Raw genomic sequence first — 20,822 nt, forward strand, 5'->3', positions numbered from 1 at the left:
TGAGGCATCAGGAATGACAGCTTTATGGGTGATCGTGCTCTGCGGAGCGCTTGCGATCGTATACGCCGTCTGGGCGACCTCGTCGGTGCTCGCCGCCGATCAGGGCAACGCGCGGATGCAGGAAATCGCCGCCGCCGTGCGTGAAGGCGCGCAGGCCTATCTGAAGCGCCAGTATATGACCATCGCCATCGTCGGCGTGGTGATCTTCGCGCTGCTCGCTTACTTTCTCGGCGTCCTCGTCGCGATCGGCTTCCTGATCGGCGCGGTGCTGTCGGGCGCGGCCGGCTTCATCGGCATGAACGTGTCGGTGCGTGCCAACGTCCGCACCGCGCAGGCGGCGACCACCTCGCTCGCCGGCGGCCTCGAGCTCGCCTTCAAGGCTGGCGCCATCACCGGCCTTCTGGTCGCGGGTCTCGCGCTGCTCGGCGTGACGCTGTATTTCATCTATCTGATCCACTACGCCAATCTGGCTCCGAACAGCCGCACCGTGGTCGACGCGCTGGTCGCACTCGGCTTCGGCGCCTCGCTGATCTCGATCTTCGCTCGTCTCGGCGGCGGCATCTTCACCAAGGGTGCGGACGTCGGCGGTGATCTCGTCGGCAAGGTCGAAGCCGGCATTCCGGAAGACGATCCGCGCAACCCGGCGACGATCGCCGACAACGTCGGCGACAATGTCGGCGACTGCGCCGGCATGGCCGCCGATTTGTTCGAGACCTATGCGGTGACCGCGGTCGCCACCATGGTGCTCGCCGCGATCTTCTTCGCCGCCACGCCTGACCTGTTGCTCAACATGATGACGCTGCCGCTCGCCATTGGCGGCATCTGCATCCTGACCTCGATCGCCGGCACCTTCTTCGTCAAGCTCGGCGCATCGCAGTCGATCATGGGGGCGCTGTACAAGGGGCTGATCGCCACCGGCGTGCTGTCGCTGATCGGCGTCGGCGCCGTGATCCACCAGTTGATCGGCTTCGGTCCGCTGGCCGGCGTCAGCTACACCGGCCTGGCGCTGTTCGAATGCGGTATCGTCGGTCTCGCCGTCACCGGCCTGATCATCTGGATCACCGAATACTACACCGGCACCGACTACCGGCCGGTGAAGTCGATCGCGCAATCGTCGGTCACCGGCCACGGCACCAACGTGATCCAGGGCCTCGCCATCTCGATGGAATCGACCGCGCTGCCCGCGATCGTGATCATCGCCGGCATCCTGGTCACCTACAGCCTCGCCGGCCTGTTCGGCATCGCGATCGCCACCACCACGATGCTGGCGCTGGCCGGCATGATCGTGGCGCTCGACGCCTTCGGCCCGGTCACCGACAATGCCGGCGGCATCGCCGAAATGGCCGGCCTGCCGAAGGAAGTCCGCAAAGCCACCGACGCGCTCGACGCCGTCGGCAACACCACCAAGGCGGTGACCAAGGGCTACGCGATCGGCTCCGCCGGTCTCGGCGCGCTGGTGCTGTTCGCGGCGTATAATGAAGATCTCAAATTCTTCATCGCCAACGCCGCGAAGTATCCGTACTTCGAGGGCGTGCTGCCCGACTTCTCGCTGAACAACCCCTACGTCGTGGTCGGCCTGCTGTTCGGCGGCCTGCTGCCGTATCTGTTCGGCGCGATGGGCATGACCGCGGTCGGCCGCGCCGCCGGCGCGATCGTCGAGGAAGTGCGTCGCCAGTTCCGCGAAAAGCCGGGCATCATGAAGGGCACCGACAAGCCGGATTACGGCAAGGCGGTCGACCTGCTGACCAAGGCGGCGATCAAGGAAATGATCATCCCGTCGCTGCTGCCGGTGCTGTCGCCGATCTTCGTCTACTTCGTGATCTACGCGATCGCGGGCGGCGGTCCGGCCGGCAAGTCGGCGGCGTTCTCCGCGGTCGGCGCGATGCTGCTCGGCGTCATCGTCACCGGCCTCTTTGTGGCGATCTCGATGACTTCGGGCGGCGGCGCCTGGGACAACGCCAAGAAGTACATCGAGGACGGCCACCACGGCGGCAAGGGCTCCGACGCCCACAAGGCCGCGGTGACCGGCGACACCGTCGGCGACCCCTACAAGGACACGGCGGGCCCCGCCGTGAACCCGATGATCAAGATCACCAACATCGTGGCACTCTTGCTGCTGGCGATCCTGGCGCACTGAGGCTTCGGGCTTCTGACTGAGTAGAAACCCCGCGGTGTGAGCCGCGGGGTTTTTGTTTGGCGAGCGGCTTTTTCCCGCGATAGACTGACGCCATTGCCCGATTGAGTCCGGCCGATATTTCCGGCCGTAAAGTCGACCCGTTGATTGTCCGACTCAGGAGCATTTTGATGAATGTCTTTGGAGCATTCACGTTCGGTGCGCTGATCAAAACATTTCTGCCCGGGTTTGTTTGGCTGGCCGCTCTTGTTCTGGGTGAGACTCAGCTCGCGCCTTGGCTTGGTTGGCCGTCATGGGGCCACTACGTGATCGCGAAGGAATACCAGACATCGGCGACCGTGCTGGCGGTACCACTCTCGATCCTGCTCGGGCTCATCTCGAACATTCTGGTCTTCATGGGAATCAATGACAATTTGGTACGCAAGCCCGTGCGTGTGAAGAATGCGCCGCTGTTCGAGCTCTTCGATGAACTGTCGGCCTTGTTGCGAGCGAGGTGCTGGTCGGCGATCGGTTGTATCGACGCCTCGCGTGCCGGCGCCTTCAAGGACAACATCGATCCGGAGCAGTTGCTGCTGCACAAGATCGGCGTGAGCACGATCGGGTATATTCGCGAGCAATACTGGTTTCATTTGGAGTTCCAGATGAACCTTTGGTTGTCGATAACGGTCCTTTCGGCGGCGCTTTGCGGCTATTTGATCGGGTCGCAGACACCGACTCGTGCCATTCTGATTGTCGCTGTGTATGCGTTTGCGAGTTGGGTTCTCATTTCGGCCGCACGCAAGAACTACTGTCGCCACATCGAGAAAATGGCTAGCATGATGGCGGCCGTTCTGGCCGGAGCGGACAAAGATCCTGCGCCCGCGGCGCGGGGCTGGTTCACGCCAGAGGTCGTCTCGAAGTTCAACAAGCACGCCTAGGCTGATGCGATGAAAGCATTTTTCTTCGACCTCGATGGCACGCTGACCGACTCGCGGACGGGGCTGCACGATTCGTTTCGCGCGGCGATCGAAGCGATCGGCGTGATGCCGCTTGGCGACGCCGAGCTTGACCTGTTCCTAGGCACGCCTCTGCCGGAGATGTTCCGAACGTTGAAGGCCGACATCAGCCAGGCCGGAATCGAGGCCGGCATCGACGCTTTCCGGGCTTACTACGAAACCCACGGTATCCGTCAAAACCGTGCCTATCCCGGAGTTCGGGAGATGCTGGAGGCTTTGAAGACCAGACGGATTCCTGTCTGGGTCGTGACCTCCAAGCCCCAGGCCTATGCCGAGCGTGTGATCCGCGATCTAGGCTTTGCCGATTTGGTCACCGACGTCGTCGGCGCGGGGCTCGCGGAGTTGGACACTAAAAGCGATCTGGTGAAGCGCGCGCTCGGCGAAGCGGGCGTCGCCCCTGGCGATGCCGTGATGGTCGGAGACCGGCGCTATGATGTCGAAGGGGCCAAGGCCAATGGTGTCGTCGCTGTCGGCGTGACTTGGGGCTACGGCACGCGCGAAGAACTCGAGTCCGCGGGCTGCGATCGCCTCGTCGAGTCCGTTTCGGAGTTCTGTCAGATCTTCATCGATCGCTCGATCGTGCTTCGTACCAGGACCGCCGCCGCGGCCTGCTGAACCGGTCGCCATGTCGGCGGAGCCCGCAGGCATCCTTGCGCACGCTCATGAGTGGCGCGCGCGGCTGCGAACTGAACCAATCGGAACCCGGCGCGTTACCCGTTCCCATCTTTCTCGAGGAATGTGACATGAGCGGCGTGAGCGATATCAAGGAACATATGGAAGTCATCGGCGCGGACGGCGTGCATGTCGGCACCGTCGACAAGGTCGAGGGCGGCCGGATCAAGCTGACCAAGAAGGACAGCGGCGAGGGAAGCCACAGGGGCCATCACCATTTCATCGACGGCGGCCTGGTGGCCGAGGTCGAAGGCGACAAGGTGCGGTTGTCGGCCAACGCCGCCGTTGCGGTGAGCATGGAAGACGAGAAATAGGCAACGCGGTCTTCGGGCGCGATCCAACTCCGACGCGCAACGACAGCCCCGCGGCGTCAGCCGCGGGGCTGTCGTTTCACGGCTGGTGAAAGCCTCATGGTGAGAGCCGCGCTCTTGCGCGGCCGTCTCGAACCATGAATGTTTTGCGCATCCTTCGAGACGCCCGACATCGCTCTGCGAGCGATGCCGGGCTCCTCAGGATCAGGATCGTGCGTGGTGCATGGGCCTGCATTGCCGCTCGAGAACAGTCCCCAAGGGAGCCTTGAATGTCGCTGTCATCCGCCAAGAACTACGCGCTGCGCGCAGCCAAGTCGCAGGACCAGAAGGAGGCGATCGAACTGCTGTCGAAGGCGATCCTCGAACTCGCGAGTTCGATCGAGGCGACCGACGCCAAGATCAAGAAGATCAACAAGGCGGGCTGATCGTGGTGACGCCGATCCGATCCAGGACGCTCGAGGCAAACGGTCTCGGCTTCGCGATCGACGAAGCCGGCGAGGGCGACACCACGGCGCTGTTGTTGCACGGCTTCCCGGAAGCGCGCCAGTCGTGGCATCGGCAACTCCCGGCGCTGGCCGCGCTCGGCTGGCATGCGGTCGCGCCGGATCTGCGCGGCTATGGGGGAACGACGCGGCCTCGGGCGCAGGCGGCCTATCATCTCGATCACCTCACCGACGACGTCGCGGCATTGTTCGCGGCGCTCGGCGGCAAGCGCCGGATTCTGATCGGCCACGATTGGGGCGGGGTGATCGCCTGGCAGGCTGCGCTGCGCGGCAAGCTGCCGCTCGACGCCCTGATTATCCTCAACGCACCGCATCCGGACGTGTTCGCGCGCGTGCTGGCCGATGGCTGGCGGCAGAAGCGCAAGTCCTGGTATGTCGCGTTGTTCCAGCTGCCCTGGCTGCCGGAATGGCTGATGACCCGCAACGACGGCGCAGCGCTGGCGCAGATGTTTCGCAAGCACAGCCCGACGATCTCGGACGCGCAGATCGAGATCTATCGCCGCAACGCGATCCAGCCCGGTGCGGCGATCGCGATGATCAATTACTACCGCGCCAATTTCACCGCGCTCGGCGGCGGCGCAGGGACCCATCCCAAGCTGACCGTGCCGACCCTGATGATCTGGGGGGAGGACGATCTGGCGCTCGATATCGCGCTGACAGAGGGCAACGAGGCCCATGTCGCCGACTTCACGCTGCGGCGGCTGCCCGGCGCCTCGCATTGGGTGCAGCAGGACGCGCCGGATCAGGTCAACGCCCTGATCGCGGACTGGGCGCGCGGCAAGGGGCTGGCTTAGCGCAGGCCGGCCGCGGCCGCCCCGCGCGATGTGATCAGCGGAAGCTGATCAGCCTGAACAGCGGCGCCAGATAGCTCATTTCCTGGCCCGAGGTCGGCGTGGTGCGGCTGATGAAGTCGAAGATCTTGCCGTCCTGGAGGCCGTAATTGGCGATACGGCGAACCTGGCGGTTCTGGTCGAAATAGATCGCGATCACGCGCTGATCGACCACCTTTTGCGGCATGAACGCCACCGGCCGCTCGGAGCGCTGCGAGATGTAATAGAACACTTCACCGTTCAGGGTCGCGACGGTGGAGGGGGTACCCATCACGATCAGCACCTGATCCTGGCTGGCGCCGATCGGAATCTGCTCGAGCGCGCCATTGGGGAGGATATAGCCCTTCTGGAATTGCTCGGAGGTGCAGGCTGACAATCCGGCGCCCAGCAGCGCCAGCGCCAGCGCCGGGCCGAGCCGACGACGGGCCATCGCGCGGAGGCCGTCGCGACGGCTTCGTTCGATCGAAATACTCATTCGGAAGCTGGCTCCATCCCCTTGCATCGCGCAGGGCGTTGACGTACCGGGCAGGCACTCGGAATGCAATCCCGAAGGGCCCGCGTCAGGAACCCGCAATGATCTGGCCGTTCAATCACCTTCGTCCGCCCCGGACGCCGCCGCGCCGCACCATCGAGACGATCTATGGCATGATCGTGGCGCAGGCGCGAGAACCCGCATTTTATCAGCAATATGGCGTCGCCGATACGGTTAACGGCCGATTCGAGATGATCGTCGTGCATCTTTGGCTAGTGCTGCGACGGATTCGCGCAACCCAGGATTCGGCCGGCTTCGCGCAAGCGCTGTTCGACTATTTCTGCAGCGACCTCGACGCGAATCTGCGCGAACTCGGCGTCGGCGACCTCACCGTGCCGAAGCGGATGCAGGCGTTCGGCGAGGCGTTCTACGGCCGCTCGGCGGCCTACGATCTGGCGCTGACCGAGGGCGATGAAGCGCTGGCGATGGCGCTCGACCGGAACGTCCTCTACGGCGCGGACATTGAAAACGCGCGGCGACTGGCGGCCTATGTCGGGCAAGTGATCAAAGCACTCGACGGCATCGAGCCGTCCAAGCTACGCAATGGCGAGCTGCGGTTTCCCGCGCCGCCGGCTGCTTGAGCGCGGAAGGACAAGACGATGAGCGGCGACAATCCCTGGCGCGTGCCGATTGGGGTGATGCAGATCCCCGAGACGGGGCTGCATCGTGACATCGAGGCCGGCGAGGCCGAACGGACCGCAATGGCCGCTCTCGGTGGGCTGCGCGAGATCCTGTCGGCGAAGGCCGCATTCGACCTGACGCCGGAAAGCGGCGGCCGGGTGCGCGTCACCGGCCGGGTGCAGGCCAGGGTCGGCCAGACCTGTGTGGTGACGCTCGATCCGATCGAAAGCGCGATCGACGAGGATGTCGACCTGACCTTCATGCCGGCGGAGCAGATTCGCGAATTGTCTGAGACGGTCGACGACGACGGCGAGCCCGATCCGGGCGATCCGCCGGAGGCGATCGAGCGCGGCATGATCGATATTGGCCGGGTCGCGGCCGACGCGCTGTTTCTCGGCATCGATCCGTATCCGCGCAAGCCCGATGCGGTGTTCGAGCCGGTGGTCGAGCCTGATCCCCCCGAAGAACATCCGTTTGCGGCGCTGCAGGCGTTGAAAGCTCCGGCCACACCGCCGCGGTCACGCAAACCCAAGGGCGATTAGCGACCGCGCGAGGGGCATATTGTGGTAATCGCGCAGGATTCGCATCTGTGGCCCGGCCCGCCGTGGTGGAATGCGACTTAAATCTGCCCGGTCAAGATGTTGTATCGGGGGCGGGAACGGCTATTGTCCGGCCCGATCGGTGTGCAGCGCTGCACGCTCGAGCGCCATCCGGCGCATTGTCACGACGCGGCCGAGCGCTTCAGGGCCGCAAGCGAACGGGTTTCCGAAACGTCATGCCGGTGAAGGTTCGAATCGCGCTGGACGCAATGGGTGGTGATTTCGGTCCATCCGTCATCGTTCCAGGGGCCGCCATCTCGCTCGGACGCCATCCCGACGCTGAATTCCTGCTGTTCGGTGACAGCGCGCTGATCGAGAAAGAACTTGCTGCCCATCCGGCGCTGAAAAAGGTCTCGCGCGTCATCCATACCGACGTCGCCGTCAGCATGCACGACAAGCCGAGCCAGGCGCTGCGCCGCGGCCGCAAGGTGTCGTCGATGTGGCTGGCGATCGAGGCGGTGAAGAAGGGCGAGGCCGACGTCGCGGTGTCGGCCGGCAACACCGGCGCGCTGATGGCGATGGCGCGGTTCTGCCTGCGGACGCTCCCCGGCATCGACCGTCCGGCGATCGCGGCGACCTGGCCCACGGTGCGCGGCGATTCGGTGGTGCTCGATCTAGGCGCCACCATCGGTGGTGACGCCGCGCATCTCAAGGCGCTGGCGGTGATGGGCGCGGCGATGGCCAGCGTGCTGTTCGACCTCGAGCGGCCGACCGTCGGCCTGCTCAATATCGGCGTCGAGGAGATCAAGGGCGGCGAGGAAATCCGCGAGGCCGCCGAGTTGCTGCGGGCGATGCAATCGCCGCGCTTCGAATTCGTCGGCTTCGTCGAGGGCGACGGCATCGGCAAGGGCGCAGCCGACGTGATCGTGTCGGAAGGCTTCTCCGGCAACATCGCGCTCAAGGCGGCCGAGGGAACCGCCCGGCAGATCAGCGAATATCTGAAGGCCGCGATGTCCCGGACCTGGCGGTCGAAGATCGGCTATCTGTTCGCCCGGGACGCCTTCAAGGCGCTCAAGGACAAGATGGACCCGAACAAGTCCAATGGCGGCGTGTTTCTCGGACTTAACGGAATTGTGGTCAAGAGCCACGGCGGAACCAGCGCCGACGGCTTTGCCTATGCGGTCGATGTTGGCTATGACATGGTTCGCTACGATCTCCTGACCAAGATCAATCAAACGCTCAATCGTGAAGCCGGCGCGCTGGTCTCGACGCCGACGGCGCAGGAGGCTGTCTCGTGACGGTGGTTCGTTCGGTCGTGCTGGGCTGCGGCGCTTATCTGCCGGAGCGGATTCTCACCAACGCCGAACTGGCCGCGACCGTCGACACCTCGGACGAGTGGATCGTGCAGCGCACCGGCATCCGGGAGCGCCACATCGCCGCCGAGGGCGAGTACACCTCGCATCTCGCCACCAAAGCGGCGCAGGCCGCGCTCGACGACGCCGGGCTCACGGCGGATCAGATCGATCTAATCGTGCTGGCGACATCGACACCGGACCACACCTTTCCGGCGACCGCGGTGCAGGTCCAGGCCGCGCTCGGCATGACCCACGGCGTCGCCTTCGATCTGCAGGCGGTGTGCTCCGGCTTCGTCTTCGCGGTCGCCACCGCCGACAACTTCCTGCGCGGTGGATCGGCCAAGCGTGCGCTGGTGATCGGCGCCGAAACCTTCTCGCGCATCCTCGACTGGAACGACCGCGGCACCTGCGTGCTGTTCGGCGACGGCGCCGGCGCGATCGTGCTGGAAGCGCAGGAAGGCTGGGGCACCTCGGCCGACCGCGGCGTGCTGACGACGCATCTGCGCTCCGACGGCCGCCACAAGCACAAATTGTATGTCGACGGCGGGCCGAGCTCGACGCAGACCGTCGGCCATCTCCGCATGGAAGGCCGCGAAGTGTTCAAGCACGCGGTCGGGATGATCACCGGGGTGATCATCGATGCATTCAACGCCAGCGGCACCAGCGCCGACAATGTCGACTGGTTCGTGCCGCATCAAGCCAACAAGCGCATCATCGACGCTTCGGCGCAAAAACTCCATATTGCGCCGCAGAAGGTGGTGATGACCGTGGACCGCCACGGCAACACATCGGCCGCCTCGATTCCGCTGGCGCTGGCCGCGGCGGTGGCCGACGGTCGCATCCAGAAGGGCCATCTGGTGCTGCTGGAAGCCATGGGCGGCGGCTTCACCTGGGGCTCGGCACTGCTGCGCTGGTAGTTGCGCGTGTAAAATTTTAACAGCATTTCCATTGCGTTCCATGCTATTCTGAATGTCGGCGGAGGTTGACCGCCGATTGTTAACCTCATAGTTTCAGCACGGATTTTTCTTTCGCCGAGAGGTGGGGTAGGCGATGACCGGAACCGGACGAACAGTCACACGTGTCGATCTTTGTGAGGCGGTCTACCAAAAGGTGGGCCTGTCACGCACGGAGTCGTCGGCATTTGTCGAACTGGTATTGAAAGAGATCACCGACTGCCTCGAGAAGGGCGAGACGGTGAAGCTGTCGTCGTTCGGTTCGTTTTTGGTGAGACAGAAGGGCCAGCGGATCGGCCGTAATCCCAAGACCGGGACCGAGGTGCCGATCTCGCCGCGCCGCGTGATGGTGTTCAAGCCGTCCGCGATCCTCAAGCAGCGCATCAATGCCAACGGCACCGCATCGTCGATGTCGTCGTCCGCCAATGCCGCGGCCGGCGACAAGTCCGAATCGGCATCCGGCACCTGACGACAGGAGACTGCATTTGGACAAAGCGCCGGATGCATTCCGAACCATCAGCGAAGTCGCCGACGAACTCGACATTCCGCAGCACGTCTTGAGGTTCTGGGAGACGCGGTTCACCCAGATCAAGCCGATGAAGCGCTCGGGCGGCCGGCGCTACTACCGGCCGGACGACGTCGACCTGCTCAAGGGCATCCGCCGGCTGCTGTACGGCGAAGGCTACACCATTCGCGGCGTCCAGCGGATCCTCAAGGAGCACGGCATCAAGTCGGTGCAGCGGCTCGCCGACAACGAGGCCAGCGCCACTTTCGGCGCGGTCGAGGAAGCGATCGGCCGCAGCGTCGCCGAGGAAGACTACGAGCCCGCGCCCGGCGGCATCGATCTCGACGACGACGACTACGAGGGCGAGAACGAGGGCCTCGACCTGCACGCCATGATGGCGGAACCCGACCTGCGCGCCGCAGCGGCACCGGCCCGCTCGGCCAGCCAGGCAACGGCCCGTCGCGCCCCCGCATTCGAGGACGACGATGACGACCTGCCGGCAATGGCGTCGCCGGCGCCACGGCTGAATCTGCCGCCGCTGGACCTGCCGCCGGCGAATAATGCCCCGGCGCGTCCGCCGGTCGATCTCGCCCCGCTGAAGGCCGTGCTGCAGGACCTGATCGCCTGCCGCGAGGCGCTCGACGCCGCAATGAAGGACGGCTGAGGCGGTCGGTTTCGCCGCGCAGGAACCGCGATTTGATGCCGCGCGCCTTGCGCGAGGCGCCGATCGAAGCTACAGGATCAGGGCCGAAACGGCATCGGAGCGTGGCGCAGCCCGGTTAGCGCACTAGTCTGGGAGACTAGGGGTCGAAGGTTCAAATCCTTTCGCTCCGACCATTTCTTAGCCGTGGACGGCGATCTTTCCGAACGAGTACCACGCGATCTCGCGATTCCTCTGGCAACTCGTGGCCGTCGATCACTCGCTCTCCAACTAAGACACCGTGCAGGCAGTCGCTGTGTCGATTGCGACCGGAGTCCAGGACAGTCAGCGGACCAAGGACCCGGGCCACGATCGTGAGAACGACCAGACACTCGCCACGATGCGCGCGCCGCAACGTCTGCAACCTGCACCCGCTCCCTGCGCCGTTCGAGCACGATACACCGCAATTGGACAGGATCAGACAGAACCAGGACGGGAGGACGGGCGACTGGCCAGTCGCCACTTGATATCGTAGCGACTGACCTCGTCCGAGCCGCCTATTTGGCCAGCCAGGCATTGGCCTCTGCAGATCATAACCGCGAGCTTCGGCGAGAATGCCGCGATAGACGCCGGCCTTCACGCCGCGCGAACGGAATTCAGGAAGCGGCTGACCTCGTCGCGGAGGCGGCTGCTCTGGCCGGACAGGGCCTTCGCGGCCGCCAGTACCTGTGAGGAGGCCGAGCCGGTCTCGTCGGCGCCCTGCCGGACACTGGCAATGTTCGCCGAGACCTGTTGGGTGCCGTGGGCGGCCTGCTGGACGTTGCTCGAGATTTCGCGCGTGGCCGAGCTCTGCTCCTCGACGGCAGAGGCGATGGCGGAGGCGATCTCCGACATCCGGGCGATGGTCTCGCCGATGTCCTTGATCGAACCAACCGATTCATTGGTCGCAGCCTGGATGCCGCCGATCTGCTGGCCAATCTCTCCGGTCGCCTTAGCGGTCTGCTCGGCCAGCGCCTTGACCTCCGAGGCGACCACCGCGAAGCCGCGGCCGGCCTCGCCGGCGCGGGCGGCCTCGATGGTGGCGTTAAGCGCGAGCAGATTGGTTTGCCCCGCGATCGCATTGATCAGCTCGACGACGTCGCCGATCCGCGCCGCCGCCTTTGCGAGCTCGGCGACATTGTCGTTGGTCTTGCGGGCCTGCGCCAGCGCCTCGCTGGCGATGCGCGCGGAGTCCTGCACCTGACGGCTTATCTCGTTGACCGACGAGCTCATCTCCTCTGCCGCCGCGGCGACCGAATGCACGTTGGTCGAAGCTTCCTCGGACGCCGATGTCACCACGGTGGCGAGCTCCAGCGAGCGGGCCGCCGTCGTCGTCAGGGATGCGGCGGAGCGCTCGAGATCGCCCGACGCGGATGAAACGACGCCAACGACCTCGCCAATCACCATCTCAAAATCGCGCGTGAACCTCTCCACCCGCTGGCCCCGCTCGATCTTAGACTGCGCGTCCGCCGCAGCCGCCTGCTCTGCACGCTTCTTCTCCAACAGCGCTTCCTTGAAGGTCTGCAGCGAGCCGGTCATCGCGGCGATCTCGTCGTCGCGGTCGCAGGTCGGGATCGCCACGTCGTCATTGCCGGCCGCCATCTGGCCGATCAGGCCGGTCAGGTGCACGATCGGGTTGATGACGCGGCGGCGCAGCAGCATGGTGACGAACACGAGAATGCCGAACAAGGCCACGACGACGACCGTCGCCAGCGATAGCATCAGATAGGCTTGGTCACGCGCGGCGATCGCACGGTTGCGCGCCTCGGCGATGGCCGAATCTCGTACTAAGTAGAATTTCTGCACCGCAGGCACCACCGTGTCGGCCAGCTTATCCGCCGTGAGCGCATAGTTGAGGTCGCTCAATCCGGCCGCGATCTCCTTGTCGACGATCGGAAGCGCGCGCGCAAAGTAGGTGTCCCTGGCGTCGTTGAATGCGGCCAACAGACGCTCCGGATTGCCGATCTGGTCGATGCTGGCCTCCAGACGGTCACGATCAATCTCGGTACGGCCCTGGGCACGGTCCATCGCTGCCTTCTCTGCCGCGGTCAACGCGCGCCGGGTGTTGAGCGCAGGCGACAGCGACGCCGCACGTCCGCCCGCCGTCACGCGCAGATCCTGCGCGGTGCGGGCTACGTCGAGCAGGGTCGTCAGCGATGCATCCGCATTGGCAACATGGTTCTGAAGCCGATTCAGGATCGGCTCGATCGCCACGGCGGTCTGCGCGATACCGGGCAGGAAACTCTTGATCGCGGCTTGATCACGTCCGCTCAGCGGCGCGGAAAGGCTGGGTTCCACCAACGTTTGAAGGTCAGCCAGCTTGGCTGCGGCCTGCTCCAGGCTGCGGCGGATGGCTTCGGTCTCGGAGACGTTCGCGACCTGCGCGCGCGCCTTGGCGAAGGCGGCTTCGGACGACTGCTTGATCTTGCGCACCGCCTCGAGCTGCGCGGGTGTCGCGACCGGCTCCTGGAACAGCGGCCCGATGTAGGGGGCGCGGTGGCTCACGACCTCCTGCGCGAACAGCAGCACGGCGCCGAATGCCTCCACTGTCTTGATCGCATCGGCCTTGTCGTTGACAGCCCTGACCTGCTCAATCACGACCTGTGCAGCAGGGAGGATGGCCAGAGCCGTCACCGAAAGCATCGAAATTGCAAAGAGGCGGCCGATCTTCATCGTAGAATCCCGAGGTTAATTGCGACGACGTTAGGTTCCCGCCATTGAGTTAATACTTAGCTCAGCTTCCGTAGTCTTACGTATGACGCGGCCTCACTCGCTGACAAGAAACGCCATCGGATACGAACATCCGTGACCGAACACTCGAAATGTCTCGGAGGCGGTCTCAAAGATCGTGCTCCAGGTGGTGGTGTAGCTCGGGAGAGCAAAGCCGTCCGCTCGCGTGCGAACGCTCGATGAAGTGCAGCTCGGCGCGAATTCGACGTCACCGGCCTGAAACAATGTCGCGTGGTGGCGTGTGCAGTGGTGAACGATGCCAGAACGATTCTAATTGTTTCCGGCGTGACATGCTGTCGTAAACAATTGCAAAATGGCCGGTCTCCCAGCACTTTCTCTAGACAAATTCTACCGCGGCCGGTCGTGCGTGGAATTACTTGTCGGGTTACACGACCGATGACGCCGGCACCGCCGGCCGCATCGGGGCGTGAATATGAAATTTCGAACAAGAAAAGCGACGAAGCAGACCCTTCTGCTTTGCACGGTCAGCCTGCTCGCACTGGCGGCCGATTTTCCGCACGGCGCGCGGGCGCAATCGAATCTGCCGGCGGTCACCGTCGACGCGCCGCAGCCGCAGCAGCGCGCGCGCAGCGCGCCGACGACATCGTCCCGCAGCACGGCGCGCGCGACGCGCCGCGCCAACCGCGCCGCGACGACGCCGCCCCAGGCCGCGCCGATGCCGTCGGTCCATGAGCGCATCTATGCCGGCACCAACAGCTATGTCGCCGGACAATCGAGCGCGGCCTCGAAGACCGACACGCCGCTGATCGACACGCCGCGTTCGGTCAGCGTGATCGATCGCAAGGAACTCGACGATCGAGGCGTCACCAGCATCCCGGAAGCGGTGCGCTATTCGGCGGGCGTCACCACCGGCGGCTACGGCTACGATCCGCGCTTCGACCAGATCTACATCCGCGGCTTCTCGACCACGACGCTCGGCGATTTCCGTGACGGGCTGAAGCAGTTTCCGGCCGGCTTCTCGACCTTCCGCACCGAGCCGTATCAGCTCGACCGCGTCGAGATCATCAAGGGGCCGGCCGCGGTGCTGTACGGCCAATCGGTGCCGGGCGGACTGGTCGATCGGCGGTCGAAATTTCCGGTGGAAAACCAGGTCAACGAGATCGCGATTCAGGCCGGCACGTTCGATCGCTTCCAGACCGCCTTCGACATCGGCGGCGCCGCCAGTCCCGACAAGTCGCTGCTGTATCGGCTGGTCGGTGTCGCCCGCAGCGGCGACACCAATTTCGACGTCGCCGATCAAAGGCTGATGCTGGCGCCGTCGCTGACCTGGCGACCGACCGCCGACACCACGCTGACGACCTACGCGCTGGTGCAGAAGGACGAGACCGATTCCAGCGTCGCCGCGCTCAACCGCAACGGCAAATTGCTGACCGTCAACGGCGAATATCTGCGCGCCAGCGATCCCAAATACGACTATCTGAAGCTGCAGCAGGTGCAGACCGGCTACAAGCTCGAGCACCGCTTCGACGACGTCTTCACCTTCCGGCAGCACACGCGGTTCTCCAATCTGAAGACGGACTCGCGCTATCTCAGCGGAAGTTTCGCCAATACCACGACGTCGATCTACAATCGCGCCGCCTATGCGGTGGGCGACGAGCAGACCAGTTGGCAGACCGACAACAATCTGCAGGCGGATTTCGCCACCGGCCCGGTGGCGCACCGGGTGCTGGCCGGCGTGAACTACGACCACAATGTCTGGGACTTCCAGTTCGGCGGCAGCGGCGTGCAGTCGGCCTACGCGCTCGACATCTCCAATCCAACCTACGGGATCGCCGGCGCGACGCCGGCCTACACCTCCGGTTCGCGCTCGACCCAGGAGCAGGTGGGCGTCTATCTGCAGGATCAGATGCGGCTCGGCGGCTGGCACCTGTCGCTGGCCGGGCGTCACGACTGGGCCGATCAGACCCGGATCAACACCTACACCAACGCCGTCACCGGTCAGCGCAACGATTCCGCCTTCTCCTACAGCGCCGGGTTGCTGTACCATTTCGACAACGGCGTCGCGCCCTATGTCAGCTACGCGACCTCATTCCAGCCGACGACCTCGATGGCGATCGACGGCAGCGTGCTGGCGCCGTCCGAAGGCGAGCAGTTCGAGGCCGGCGTGAAATATCAGCCGCGTGCCGACGTGTTGCTGACCGCCTCGGTCTACGACCTGACGGAGAAGAACGCCGCCAAGCTCGCCGGCTACGTCAACGGCGTCGCCTATTACGCCTCGGTCGGCGAGATTCACGTCCAGGGCGTCGAGCTCGAGGCGCGGGCGCGACTGACGCCCGAATTGGAGACGGTGACGGCCTATACGTTCTCCGATGCCGAGATCACCAAGACGACCGTCGCCAGCGAGCTGAACAAGGTTCCGGCGGTGACGCCGAAACACACCGCGTCGAGCTGGCTCAACTATTCGTTCCTGAACGGCCCGCTCGACGGACTAGGGCTGGGTGTCGGCGTCCGCTACATCGATGCCACCTGGACGTCGAATGCCAACACCGATCGCAACAATGGCTACACGCTGGTCGATCTGGCGATGCGTTACGATCTCGGCAAGCTGGCGCGGCAGTTCGCCGGGTTCCAAGCCTCGGTCAACGCCAACAACATCGCCGACGAGCAGATCGCGGTGTGCAACGCCGGCTATTGCTATCTCAGCCAGGGGCGCACCGTGATCGGCACGCTGCGCTATCGCTGGTAGCGGCGTTCCATCGCCGCTCGCGCGGCGCCGGACACGGCAGGGACCCGGGGCGGACGACCGGGTCCTTGCGCATGGTCCTGGATATTCTCGGCGAGAGCGCGGGTCCTGGCGTGCATGCGCGGGGAAGCGGCCTGCGGGTGGACCGCATCGCCGCACCAGCGAGCATGCGAAGCACTTGCGTCGTGACGCCGCCGCCGGCCGCGCTTCCGCCCATCATCAAAATGTCATAGCGTGGCGAATCTCTCGAACGTCGAGGACCGGACCATGCGACTGCGTGTGCGAAAGGCCGCCCATATCCTCGAGCGAACCGGGCTGGCGATGGCGGGGGCAGCGTGCGGGATGTTCGTCGGTGCGCATGTCGGCACCAGCATCGGCGCGCTGACGACGGTCGCGTTTCTGCTGGCGATGATCGCGGTCGGCGCGGTCGGGTTCTATCTCGGCATCGATATTCCGCCGCTGCCGTTTCACGCCGGCGAAAGCGAAGCCGAACACACCGAGCGCGGCCGGATCGACACCGCGGAATTTCTCAGCGCGGTCGGCACCTTCTGCGCGACGCTCGCGGCGTTCGCCTCGGTGAGCCTGGTGGTGCTGCATCAGGCGCCGCACTTGGCCTGGACCGCCATGATCCTCACCGGCTGGCTCGGCGGCGTGACGATGCAGATCGTCGCCGGCACGATTGCTCGGTCGCGGCGCTGACAGTCGGGGCATCCGCAAAAACGAACCGCCCTCGCGAACGAGGGCGGCTGTCAGACCAAGCCGGGGAGGACGCCCGCCGCCGCGATGGATGCGGCGGACGGGCGGTGGCGTTGGCTATTTCTTGCCGAGCAGTCCGGTCACGGCCGCCGGCAGCGGAATTCTGGCGACGAGCTGCGGTGCGAACACGATCGCGGCGATCGCCAGAGCGATCAGCACCGGCAACAGCTCGAAGGCGCTGACCTGCGCCACCAGCCATATCGCGACGATCAGCGCTGCGAGTTCGGCCGCGAGATACAACAGCACCGTGGTCAGGCCCGGCCGCGCCATCTTGCCGAGCGACGGCGCGAGGAAGGCAATGAACACCGCGACGATCAGAACCGCGATCAGCAGCAGGAACAGAAAGGCCGCGGTCTGAAAGGTGGCTGCCAGCATCGTCGTGCTCCTGGTTGCGCGTGATCCCGGAGACTAGGACGATTCCGGTGCTTGGGAAAGCAGCGGCGCTGTCAGGAACGCGCCTGACGACGAACGGCAGGAAGGCGCCGCGCCCCGATCTCCGATCGCGCGGCCGCGATGGACTCGGGCGCGCTGTGCCCTCTATGCTGGGGGGTGCAGCCGCGGCTCGAACCGCGGCGCGACGACATCGGGGAGGACATGCGCCCATGAGGGATTTCGCCGGCAGGATTGCCGTGGTCACCGGCGGCGGCACCGGCATGGGCCGCGAACTCGCCCGCCAGCTCGCCGCCGAAGGCTGCCACGTCGCGATCTGCGATGTCTCCGCCGAGGCGATGGCCGAGACCCGGCGGCTGTGCGAAGCGGACGGGCTGCCGCAGGGGCTGCGGCTCACAACCCACATCGCCGACGTCTCGATCGAGACGCAGATGAACCGGTTTCGCGACGAGGTCGCGGCGCAGCACCGGACCGATTGCATCCATCTGCTGTTCAACAATGCCGGGATCGGCGGCGGCGGCAGCATGATCATCAACAGCCGCGCGCAATGGGAACGCACCTTCGACATCTGCTGGGGCGGCGTGTATCTCGGCACCCGGATCTTCCTGCCGATGCTGATCGCCGCGGACGAGGGCCACATCGTCAACACGTCGAGCGTCAACGGCTTCTGGGCGTCGATCGGGCCGACCACGCCGCACACCGCCTACAGCGCCGCGAAGTTTGCGGTGAAGGGCTTCTCGGAAGCGTTGATCGGCGATCTTCGGCTCAACGCGCCGCATGTGAAATGTTCGGTGGTGATGCCGGGCCACATCGGCACCTCGATCGTCGCCAATTCGCGCAAGATCCAGAACAACGTCGCGGCCGACGAACTCTGCGCCGACGAGATCGCGGCGGTCCGTAAGCGGCTTGCCGCGGCCGGCATCGACGAGGCGCAGATGTCCGACGACGCCATCCGGGCGATGGTGCAGGAGCGGGCACGCAGCTTCCTCGAGGAGGCGCCGACCAGTGCGGCGGCGGCGGCGCGCATCATTCTCGACGGCGTGCGCGCGGAACGCTGGCGCATCCTAGTCGGCGACGATGCGCATCTGCTCGATCAACGCGTCCGCGCCATGCCGGAGCGCGCCTACGAGACCGACTTCTACCAGAGCTTCGCCGCCGAAGTCGGCTGGAAGCTCGGCTGAGCGACGAACGCGACAACAACAAGATCGGGAGAGACGTCATGGACGCAGCGATTGCGCCGGAGACATTCGATTTCGCGGTCATGGTCGCCGACCTCAACGCGCTGCTGCGGCTGAAGACCACCGTGATCGGCATGAAGATGTTCGCGACCGCCGCCGAGATGGAGGCGATTCCAAAGATCCGCCGGCCGAACGCGATCCACACCACCGACCAGATCGTCGGCATGGCGTCGCGGCTCGGCTGGACCGTCGGCATCACCGGCAACGATCTGGTCGGCGCGCAATGCCGCGCGGTGATCGGGCTCGGCCCGCAGGACGAGCAGTGGCTCGACGGTCGCTCTTATGTCGGCGTGTGGCATGCGACGCCGGAGGATGCGCGCAAGCGCCAGCAGGCGCTCGACGTGGTGCCGTTCGGACAGTATCAGGCGATGGCGGTGTCGCCGCTGGCGAGCGGTCGGCTCGATCCGCCCGATATCTGCCTCGTCTATGCGACGCCTGGACAGATGATCATCCTGATCAACGGCCTGCAATATGCCGGCTACAAGAAATTCGAATGGGGCGTCGTGGGCGAGACCGCCTGCGCGGATTCATGGGGCAGGGCGCTCCTCACCGGCGAGCCGAGTCTGTCGCTGCCGTGCTTCGCCGAGCGCCGCTACGGCGGCGTGCCCGACGAAGAGATGCTGATGGCGCTGAAGCCGGCACAACTCGCTAAGGCGATCGACGGCATGAAGCAGCTCGCCAAGAACGGCCTGCGCTACCCGATCGCCCCTTATGGCATCCAGGCCGACGTCCGCGCCGGGATGGGGGTGTCGTACGGGAAGACGTAGTTCTCCGTGCGTCAGTACGCGTTCTCACCCTTCAGCAGCGCCCACGGCGTCTTCAGGAGGATGAACAGGTCGAACAGCACCGACCAGTTTTCGATGTAGTACAGGTCGAACTCGACGCGCTTCTGGATCTTCTCTTCGTTGTCGATCTCGCCGCGCCAACCGTTGATCTGGGCCCAGCCGGTGATGCCCGGCTTGACGCGGTGGCGGGCGAAGTAACCGTCGACGGTCTCGTCGAACAGCCGATGCTGCAGCTTGCCCTGAACGGCGTGCGGCCGCGGGCCGACCAGCGACAGATTGCTCTTGAACACCACGTTGAACAGCTGCGGCAATTCGTCGAGGCTGGTGCGGCGGATGAATTTCCCGACGCGGGTGACGCGCGGATCGTTCCTGGTCACCACCTTCGACGCGGTCGGGTCGGCAAGGTGATGATACATCGAGCGGAACTTGAAGACGTCGATGCGCTCGTTGTTGAAACCGAACCGTTTCTGACGAAACAGCACCGGGCCCGGGCTGTCGAGCTTGATCGCCAGCGCAACCAGCGCCATCACCGGCGCGGCCGCGAGCAGGATCAGCCCGCCGACGACGTGATCGAACAATCGCTTCGTCACCTGATCCCAATCGGTGATCGGCGCCTCGAACACTTCGAGCGTCGGCACGTTGCCGAGATACGAATAGGCGCGGGGGCGAAAGCGCAGCTTGTTGGTGTGCGCCGACAGCCGGATGTCGACCGGTAGCACCCAGAGCTTCTTCAGCATGTCGAGGATGCGGGTCTCGGCCGAAATCGGAAGCGCGAACAGCACCAGATCGACCCGGGTGCGTCGGGCAAATTCGAGAATATCGTCGATCTTGCCGAGCTTCGGGCTGCCCGCGCAGGTGTCGAGGGCGCGGGAATCGTTGCGGTCGTCGAACACGCCGAGGAGGCGGATGTCGGAATCGTCGTCCTCTTGCGCCTTCAGCGCGTTGATCAATCGCTCGCCGTTCTCGTCGGAGCCGACGATGATGGTGCGGCGGTCGAGCCGGCCCTGGCGCGCCCAGTGCCGGACCAGATTGCGCAGAACCAGACGACCGACGATCAATAGCGCGAGCCCGATGACGTAGAACGACGCCAGCCACAGCCGCGAGACGTCGCCGCCGAGCTTGGCGAAGAAGGATGCGCCGATGAACAGCAAGAACACGAACGACCACGCGGAGATCATCCGCGTCATCTGCTTCAGCGTGCCGCGGAACACCTGGACCTGGTAGATGTCGGCAGCCTGGAAGCTGATCACGGCCGTCACGGTCATTCCGATGATCGCGGCGATGTACTCCCAATGCACGCCGTCGCGGCGCGCGACGTAGCCGAGATACAGCGCGATGCCCACGCCGGCGATCAGCACGAAATCGGCGAGCCGCACCAGTCCGGCGATCACGATCGGGGAATAGGCTTCGGGGACTTTTTCGTTGGTCACAGCGAGCGCCGCCGGCGACAGCCGCTTGCGCCGCTCCACCGTCGGCCGGATCGTGTCATTGCCCGCTGCGGCCTGCGCAGCGGCGTCGATCATGGTGCGGGCGCTGATCGGTTCCACGTCACGATTCCGTTGTCGCCGGCGCGCGACCCTTCCGCGCGCG

At 65.1% G+C, this 20,822-nt stretch carries 20 protein-coding genes and 1 tRNA gene; 17 read left to right on the forward strand and 4 right to left on the reverse strand.

Annotated features, from left to right (window positions below; genetic code table 11):
* Positions 1–13 precede the first annotated feature (13 nt).
* From RPB_RS13310 to RPB_RS13330, 6 genes are all read left to right on the forward strand, one after another.
* Positions 14–2,137 (forward strand): sodium-translocating pyrophosphatase, encoded by a 2,124-nt coding sequence (locus RPB_RS13310; protein WP_011441528.1) that lies wholly within the window; start codon positions 14–16, stop codon positions 2,135–2,137.
* A 167-nt stretch (positions 2,138–2,304) separates the two neighbouring features.
* Entirely contained in the window at positions 2,305–3,051 is a 747-nt protein-coding gene (locus RPB_RS13315; RefSeq protein ID WP_011441529.1) for a hypothetical protein, read from the forward strand.
* A gap of 9 nt (positions 3,052–3,060) precedes the next feature.
* Positions 3,061–3,744 carry an HAD hydrolase-like protein gene (locus RPB_RS13320; protein WP_011441530.1) on the forward strand — a complete coding sequence of 228 codons (684 nt, stop codon included), beginning with the start codon at positions 3,061–3,063 and terminating at the stop codon, positions 3,742–3,744.
* A 128-nt stretch (positions 3,745–3,872) separates the two neighbouring features.
* Positions 3,873–4,115 (forward strand): DUF2171 domain-containing protein, encoded by a 243-nt coding sequence (locus tag RPB_RS13325; RefSeq protein WP_011441531.1) that lies wholly within the window; start codon positions 3,873–3,875, stop codon positions 4,113–4,115.
* A gap of 266 nt (positions 4,116–4,381) precedes the next feature.
* Positions 4,382–4,537: a hypothetical protein gene (locus RPB_RS24885; protein ID WP_198135108.1), complete on the forward strand. Its 156-nt coding sequence runs from the start codon at positions 4,382–4,384 to the stop codon at positions 4,535–4,537.
* Positions 4,538–4,539: 2 nt separating this feature from the next.
* Positions 4,540–5,409, forward strand: a complete 870-nt coding sequence (locus tag RPB_RS13330; RefSeq protein WP_011441532.1) for an alpha/beta fold hydrolase — start codon at positions 4,540–4,542, stop codon at positions 5,407–5,409.
* A gap of 34 nt (positions 5,410–5,443) precedes the next feature.
* On the opposite strand, the gene RPB_RS13335 is transcribed toward RPB_RS13330, so the two are convergent.
* Entirely contained in the window at positions 5,444–5,920 is a 477-nt protein-coding gene (locus tag RPB_RS13335) for an outer membrane protein assembly factor BamE (protein ID WP_011441533.1), read from the reverse strand.
* A 98-nt stretch (positions 5,921–6,018) separates the two neighbouring features.
* Here RPB_RS13335 and RPB_RS13340 point away from each other — a divergent pair, with 98 nt between their 5' ends.
* The 7 genes from RPB_RS13340 (at position 6,019) to RPB_RS13370 (ending at position 10,787) form a co-directional block, all read left to right on the forward strand.
* Complete coding sequence (locus tag RPB_RS13340) at positions 6,019–6,558, forward strand: ubiquinol-cytochrome C chaperone family protein (protein WP_011441534.1); 540 nt, start codon at positions 6,019–6,021, stop codon at positions 6,556–6,558.
* 18 nt (positions 6,559–6,576) lie between these two features.
* Positions 6,577–7,140, forward strand: a complete 564-nt coding sequence (locus RPB_RS13345) for a YceD family protein (RefSeq protein ID WP_011441535.1) — start codon at positions 6,577–6,579, stop codon at positions 7,138–7,140.
* Between the two features lie 233 nt (positions 7,141–7,373).
* A complete protein-coding gene (gene plsX, locus RPB_RS13350; protein WP_011441536.1) occupies positions 7,374–8,435 on the forward strand; it encodes a phosphate acyltransferase PlsX in 1,062 nt (353 codons plus the stop codon).
* Positions 8,432–9,409 carry a beta-ketoacyl-ACP synthase III gene (locus RPB_RS13355; RefSeq protein WP_011441537.1) on the forward strand — a complete coding sequence of 326 codons (978 nt, stop codon included), beginning with the start codon at positions 8,432–8,434 and terminating at the stop codon, positions 9,407–9,409. Before plsX ends, RPB_RS13355 begins: the two co-directional genes overlap by 4 nt.
* 133 nt (positions 9,410–9,542) lie before the next feature.
* Positions 9,543–9,914: an integration host factor subunit alpha gene (locus RPB_RS13360; RefSeq protein ID WP_011441538.1), complete on the forward strand. Its 372-nt coding sequence runs from the start codon at positions 9,543–9,545 to the stop codon at positions 9,912–9,914.
* 16 nt (positions 9,915–9,930) lie between these two features.
* Positions 9,931–10,614 carry a MerR family transcriptional regulator gene (locus RPB_RS13365; protein WP_011441539.1) on the forward strand — a complete coding sequence of 228 codons (684 nt, stop codon included), beginning with the start codon at positions 9,931–9,933 and terminating at the stop codon, positions 10,612–10,614.
* 95 nt (positions 10,615–10,709) lie between these two features.
* Positions 10,710–10,787: transfer RNA gene (locus RPB_RS13370), tRNA-Pro, on the forward strand.
* 439 nt (positions 10,788–11,226) lie between these two features.
* On the opposite strand, the gene RPB_RS13375 is transcribed toward RPB_RS13370, so the two are convergent.
* Complete coding sequence (locus tag RPB_RS13375; protein ID WP_011441540.1) at positions 11,227–13,302, reverse strand: methyl-accepting chemotaxis protein; 2,076 nt, start codon at positions 13,300–13,302, stop codon at positions 11,227–11,229.
* 490 nt (positions 13,303–13,792) lie between these two features.
* On the opposite strand from RPB_RS13375, the gene RPB_RS13380 reads away from it, so the two are divergent.
* Positions 13,793–16,066, forward strand: coding sequence for a TonB-dependent siderophore receptor (locus RPB_RS13380; protein ID WP_011441541.1), 2,274 nt, complete (start codon positions 13,793–13,795; stop codon positions 16,064–16,066).
* 264 nt (positions 16,067–16,330) lie between these two features.
* Entirely contained in the window at positions 16,331–16,762 is a 432-nt protein-coding gene (locus RPB_RS13385) for a hypothetical protein (protein ID WP_011441542.1), read from the forward strand.
* Positions 16,763–16,876: 114 nt separating this feature from the next.
* On the opposite strand, the gene RPB_RS13390 is transcribed toward RPB_RS13385, so the two are convergent.
* Positions 16,877–17,194: a hypothetical protein gene (locus RPB_RS13390; protein WP_011441543.1), complete on the reverse strand. Its 318-nt coding sequence runs from the start codon at positions 17,192–17,194 to the stop codon at positions 16,877–16,879.
* A gap of 227 nt (positions 17,195–17,421) precedes the next feature.
* Here RPB_RS13390 and RPB_RS13395 point away from each other — a divergent pair, with 227 nt between their 5' ends.
* Both RPB_RS13395 and RPB_RS13400 read left to right on the forward strand, forming a co-directional pair.
* On the forward strand, positions 17,422–18,390 hold the full coding sequence (locus tag RPB_RS13395; RefSeq protein WP_011441544.1) for an SDR family NAD(P)-dependent oxidoreductase: 969 nt from the start codon (positions 17,422–17,424) through the stop codon (positions 18,388–18,390).
* Between the two features lie 38 nt (positions 18,391–18,428).
* The gene (locus RPB_RS13400; RefSeq protein WP_011441545.1) at positions 18,429–19,214 is read left to right on the forward strand and encodes a DUF169 domain-containing protein; all 786 of its coding nucleotides are present in this window, start codon (positions 18,429–18,431) and stop codon (positions 19,212–19,214) included.
* Positions 19,215–19,225: 11 nt separating this feature from the next.
* Here RPB_RS13400 and RPB_RS13405 read toward each other — a convergent pair whose 3' ends face one another.
* Complete coding sequence (locus RPB_RS13405; protein WP_041798246.1) at positions 19,226–20,779, reverse strand: undecaprenyl-phosphate glucose phosphotransferase; 1,554 nt, start codon at positions 20,777–20,779, stop codon at positions 19,226–19,228.
* Between the last annotated feature and the right edge of the window lie 43 nt (positions 20,780–20,822).

The organism is Rhodopseudomonas palustris HaA2 (assembly GCF_000013365.1).
In the GTDB taxonomy this organism is placed as follows: Bacteria; Pseudomonadota; Alphaproteobacteria; order Rhizobiales; family Xanthobacteraceae; genus Rhodopseudomonas; species Rhodopseudomonas palustris_J.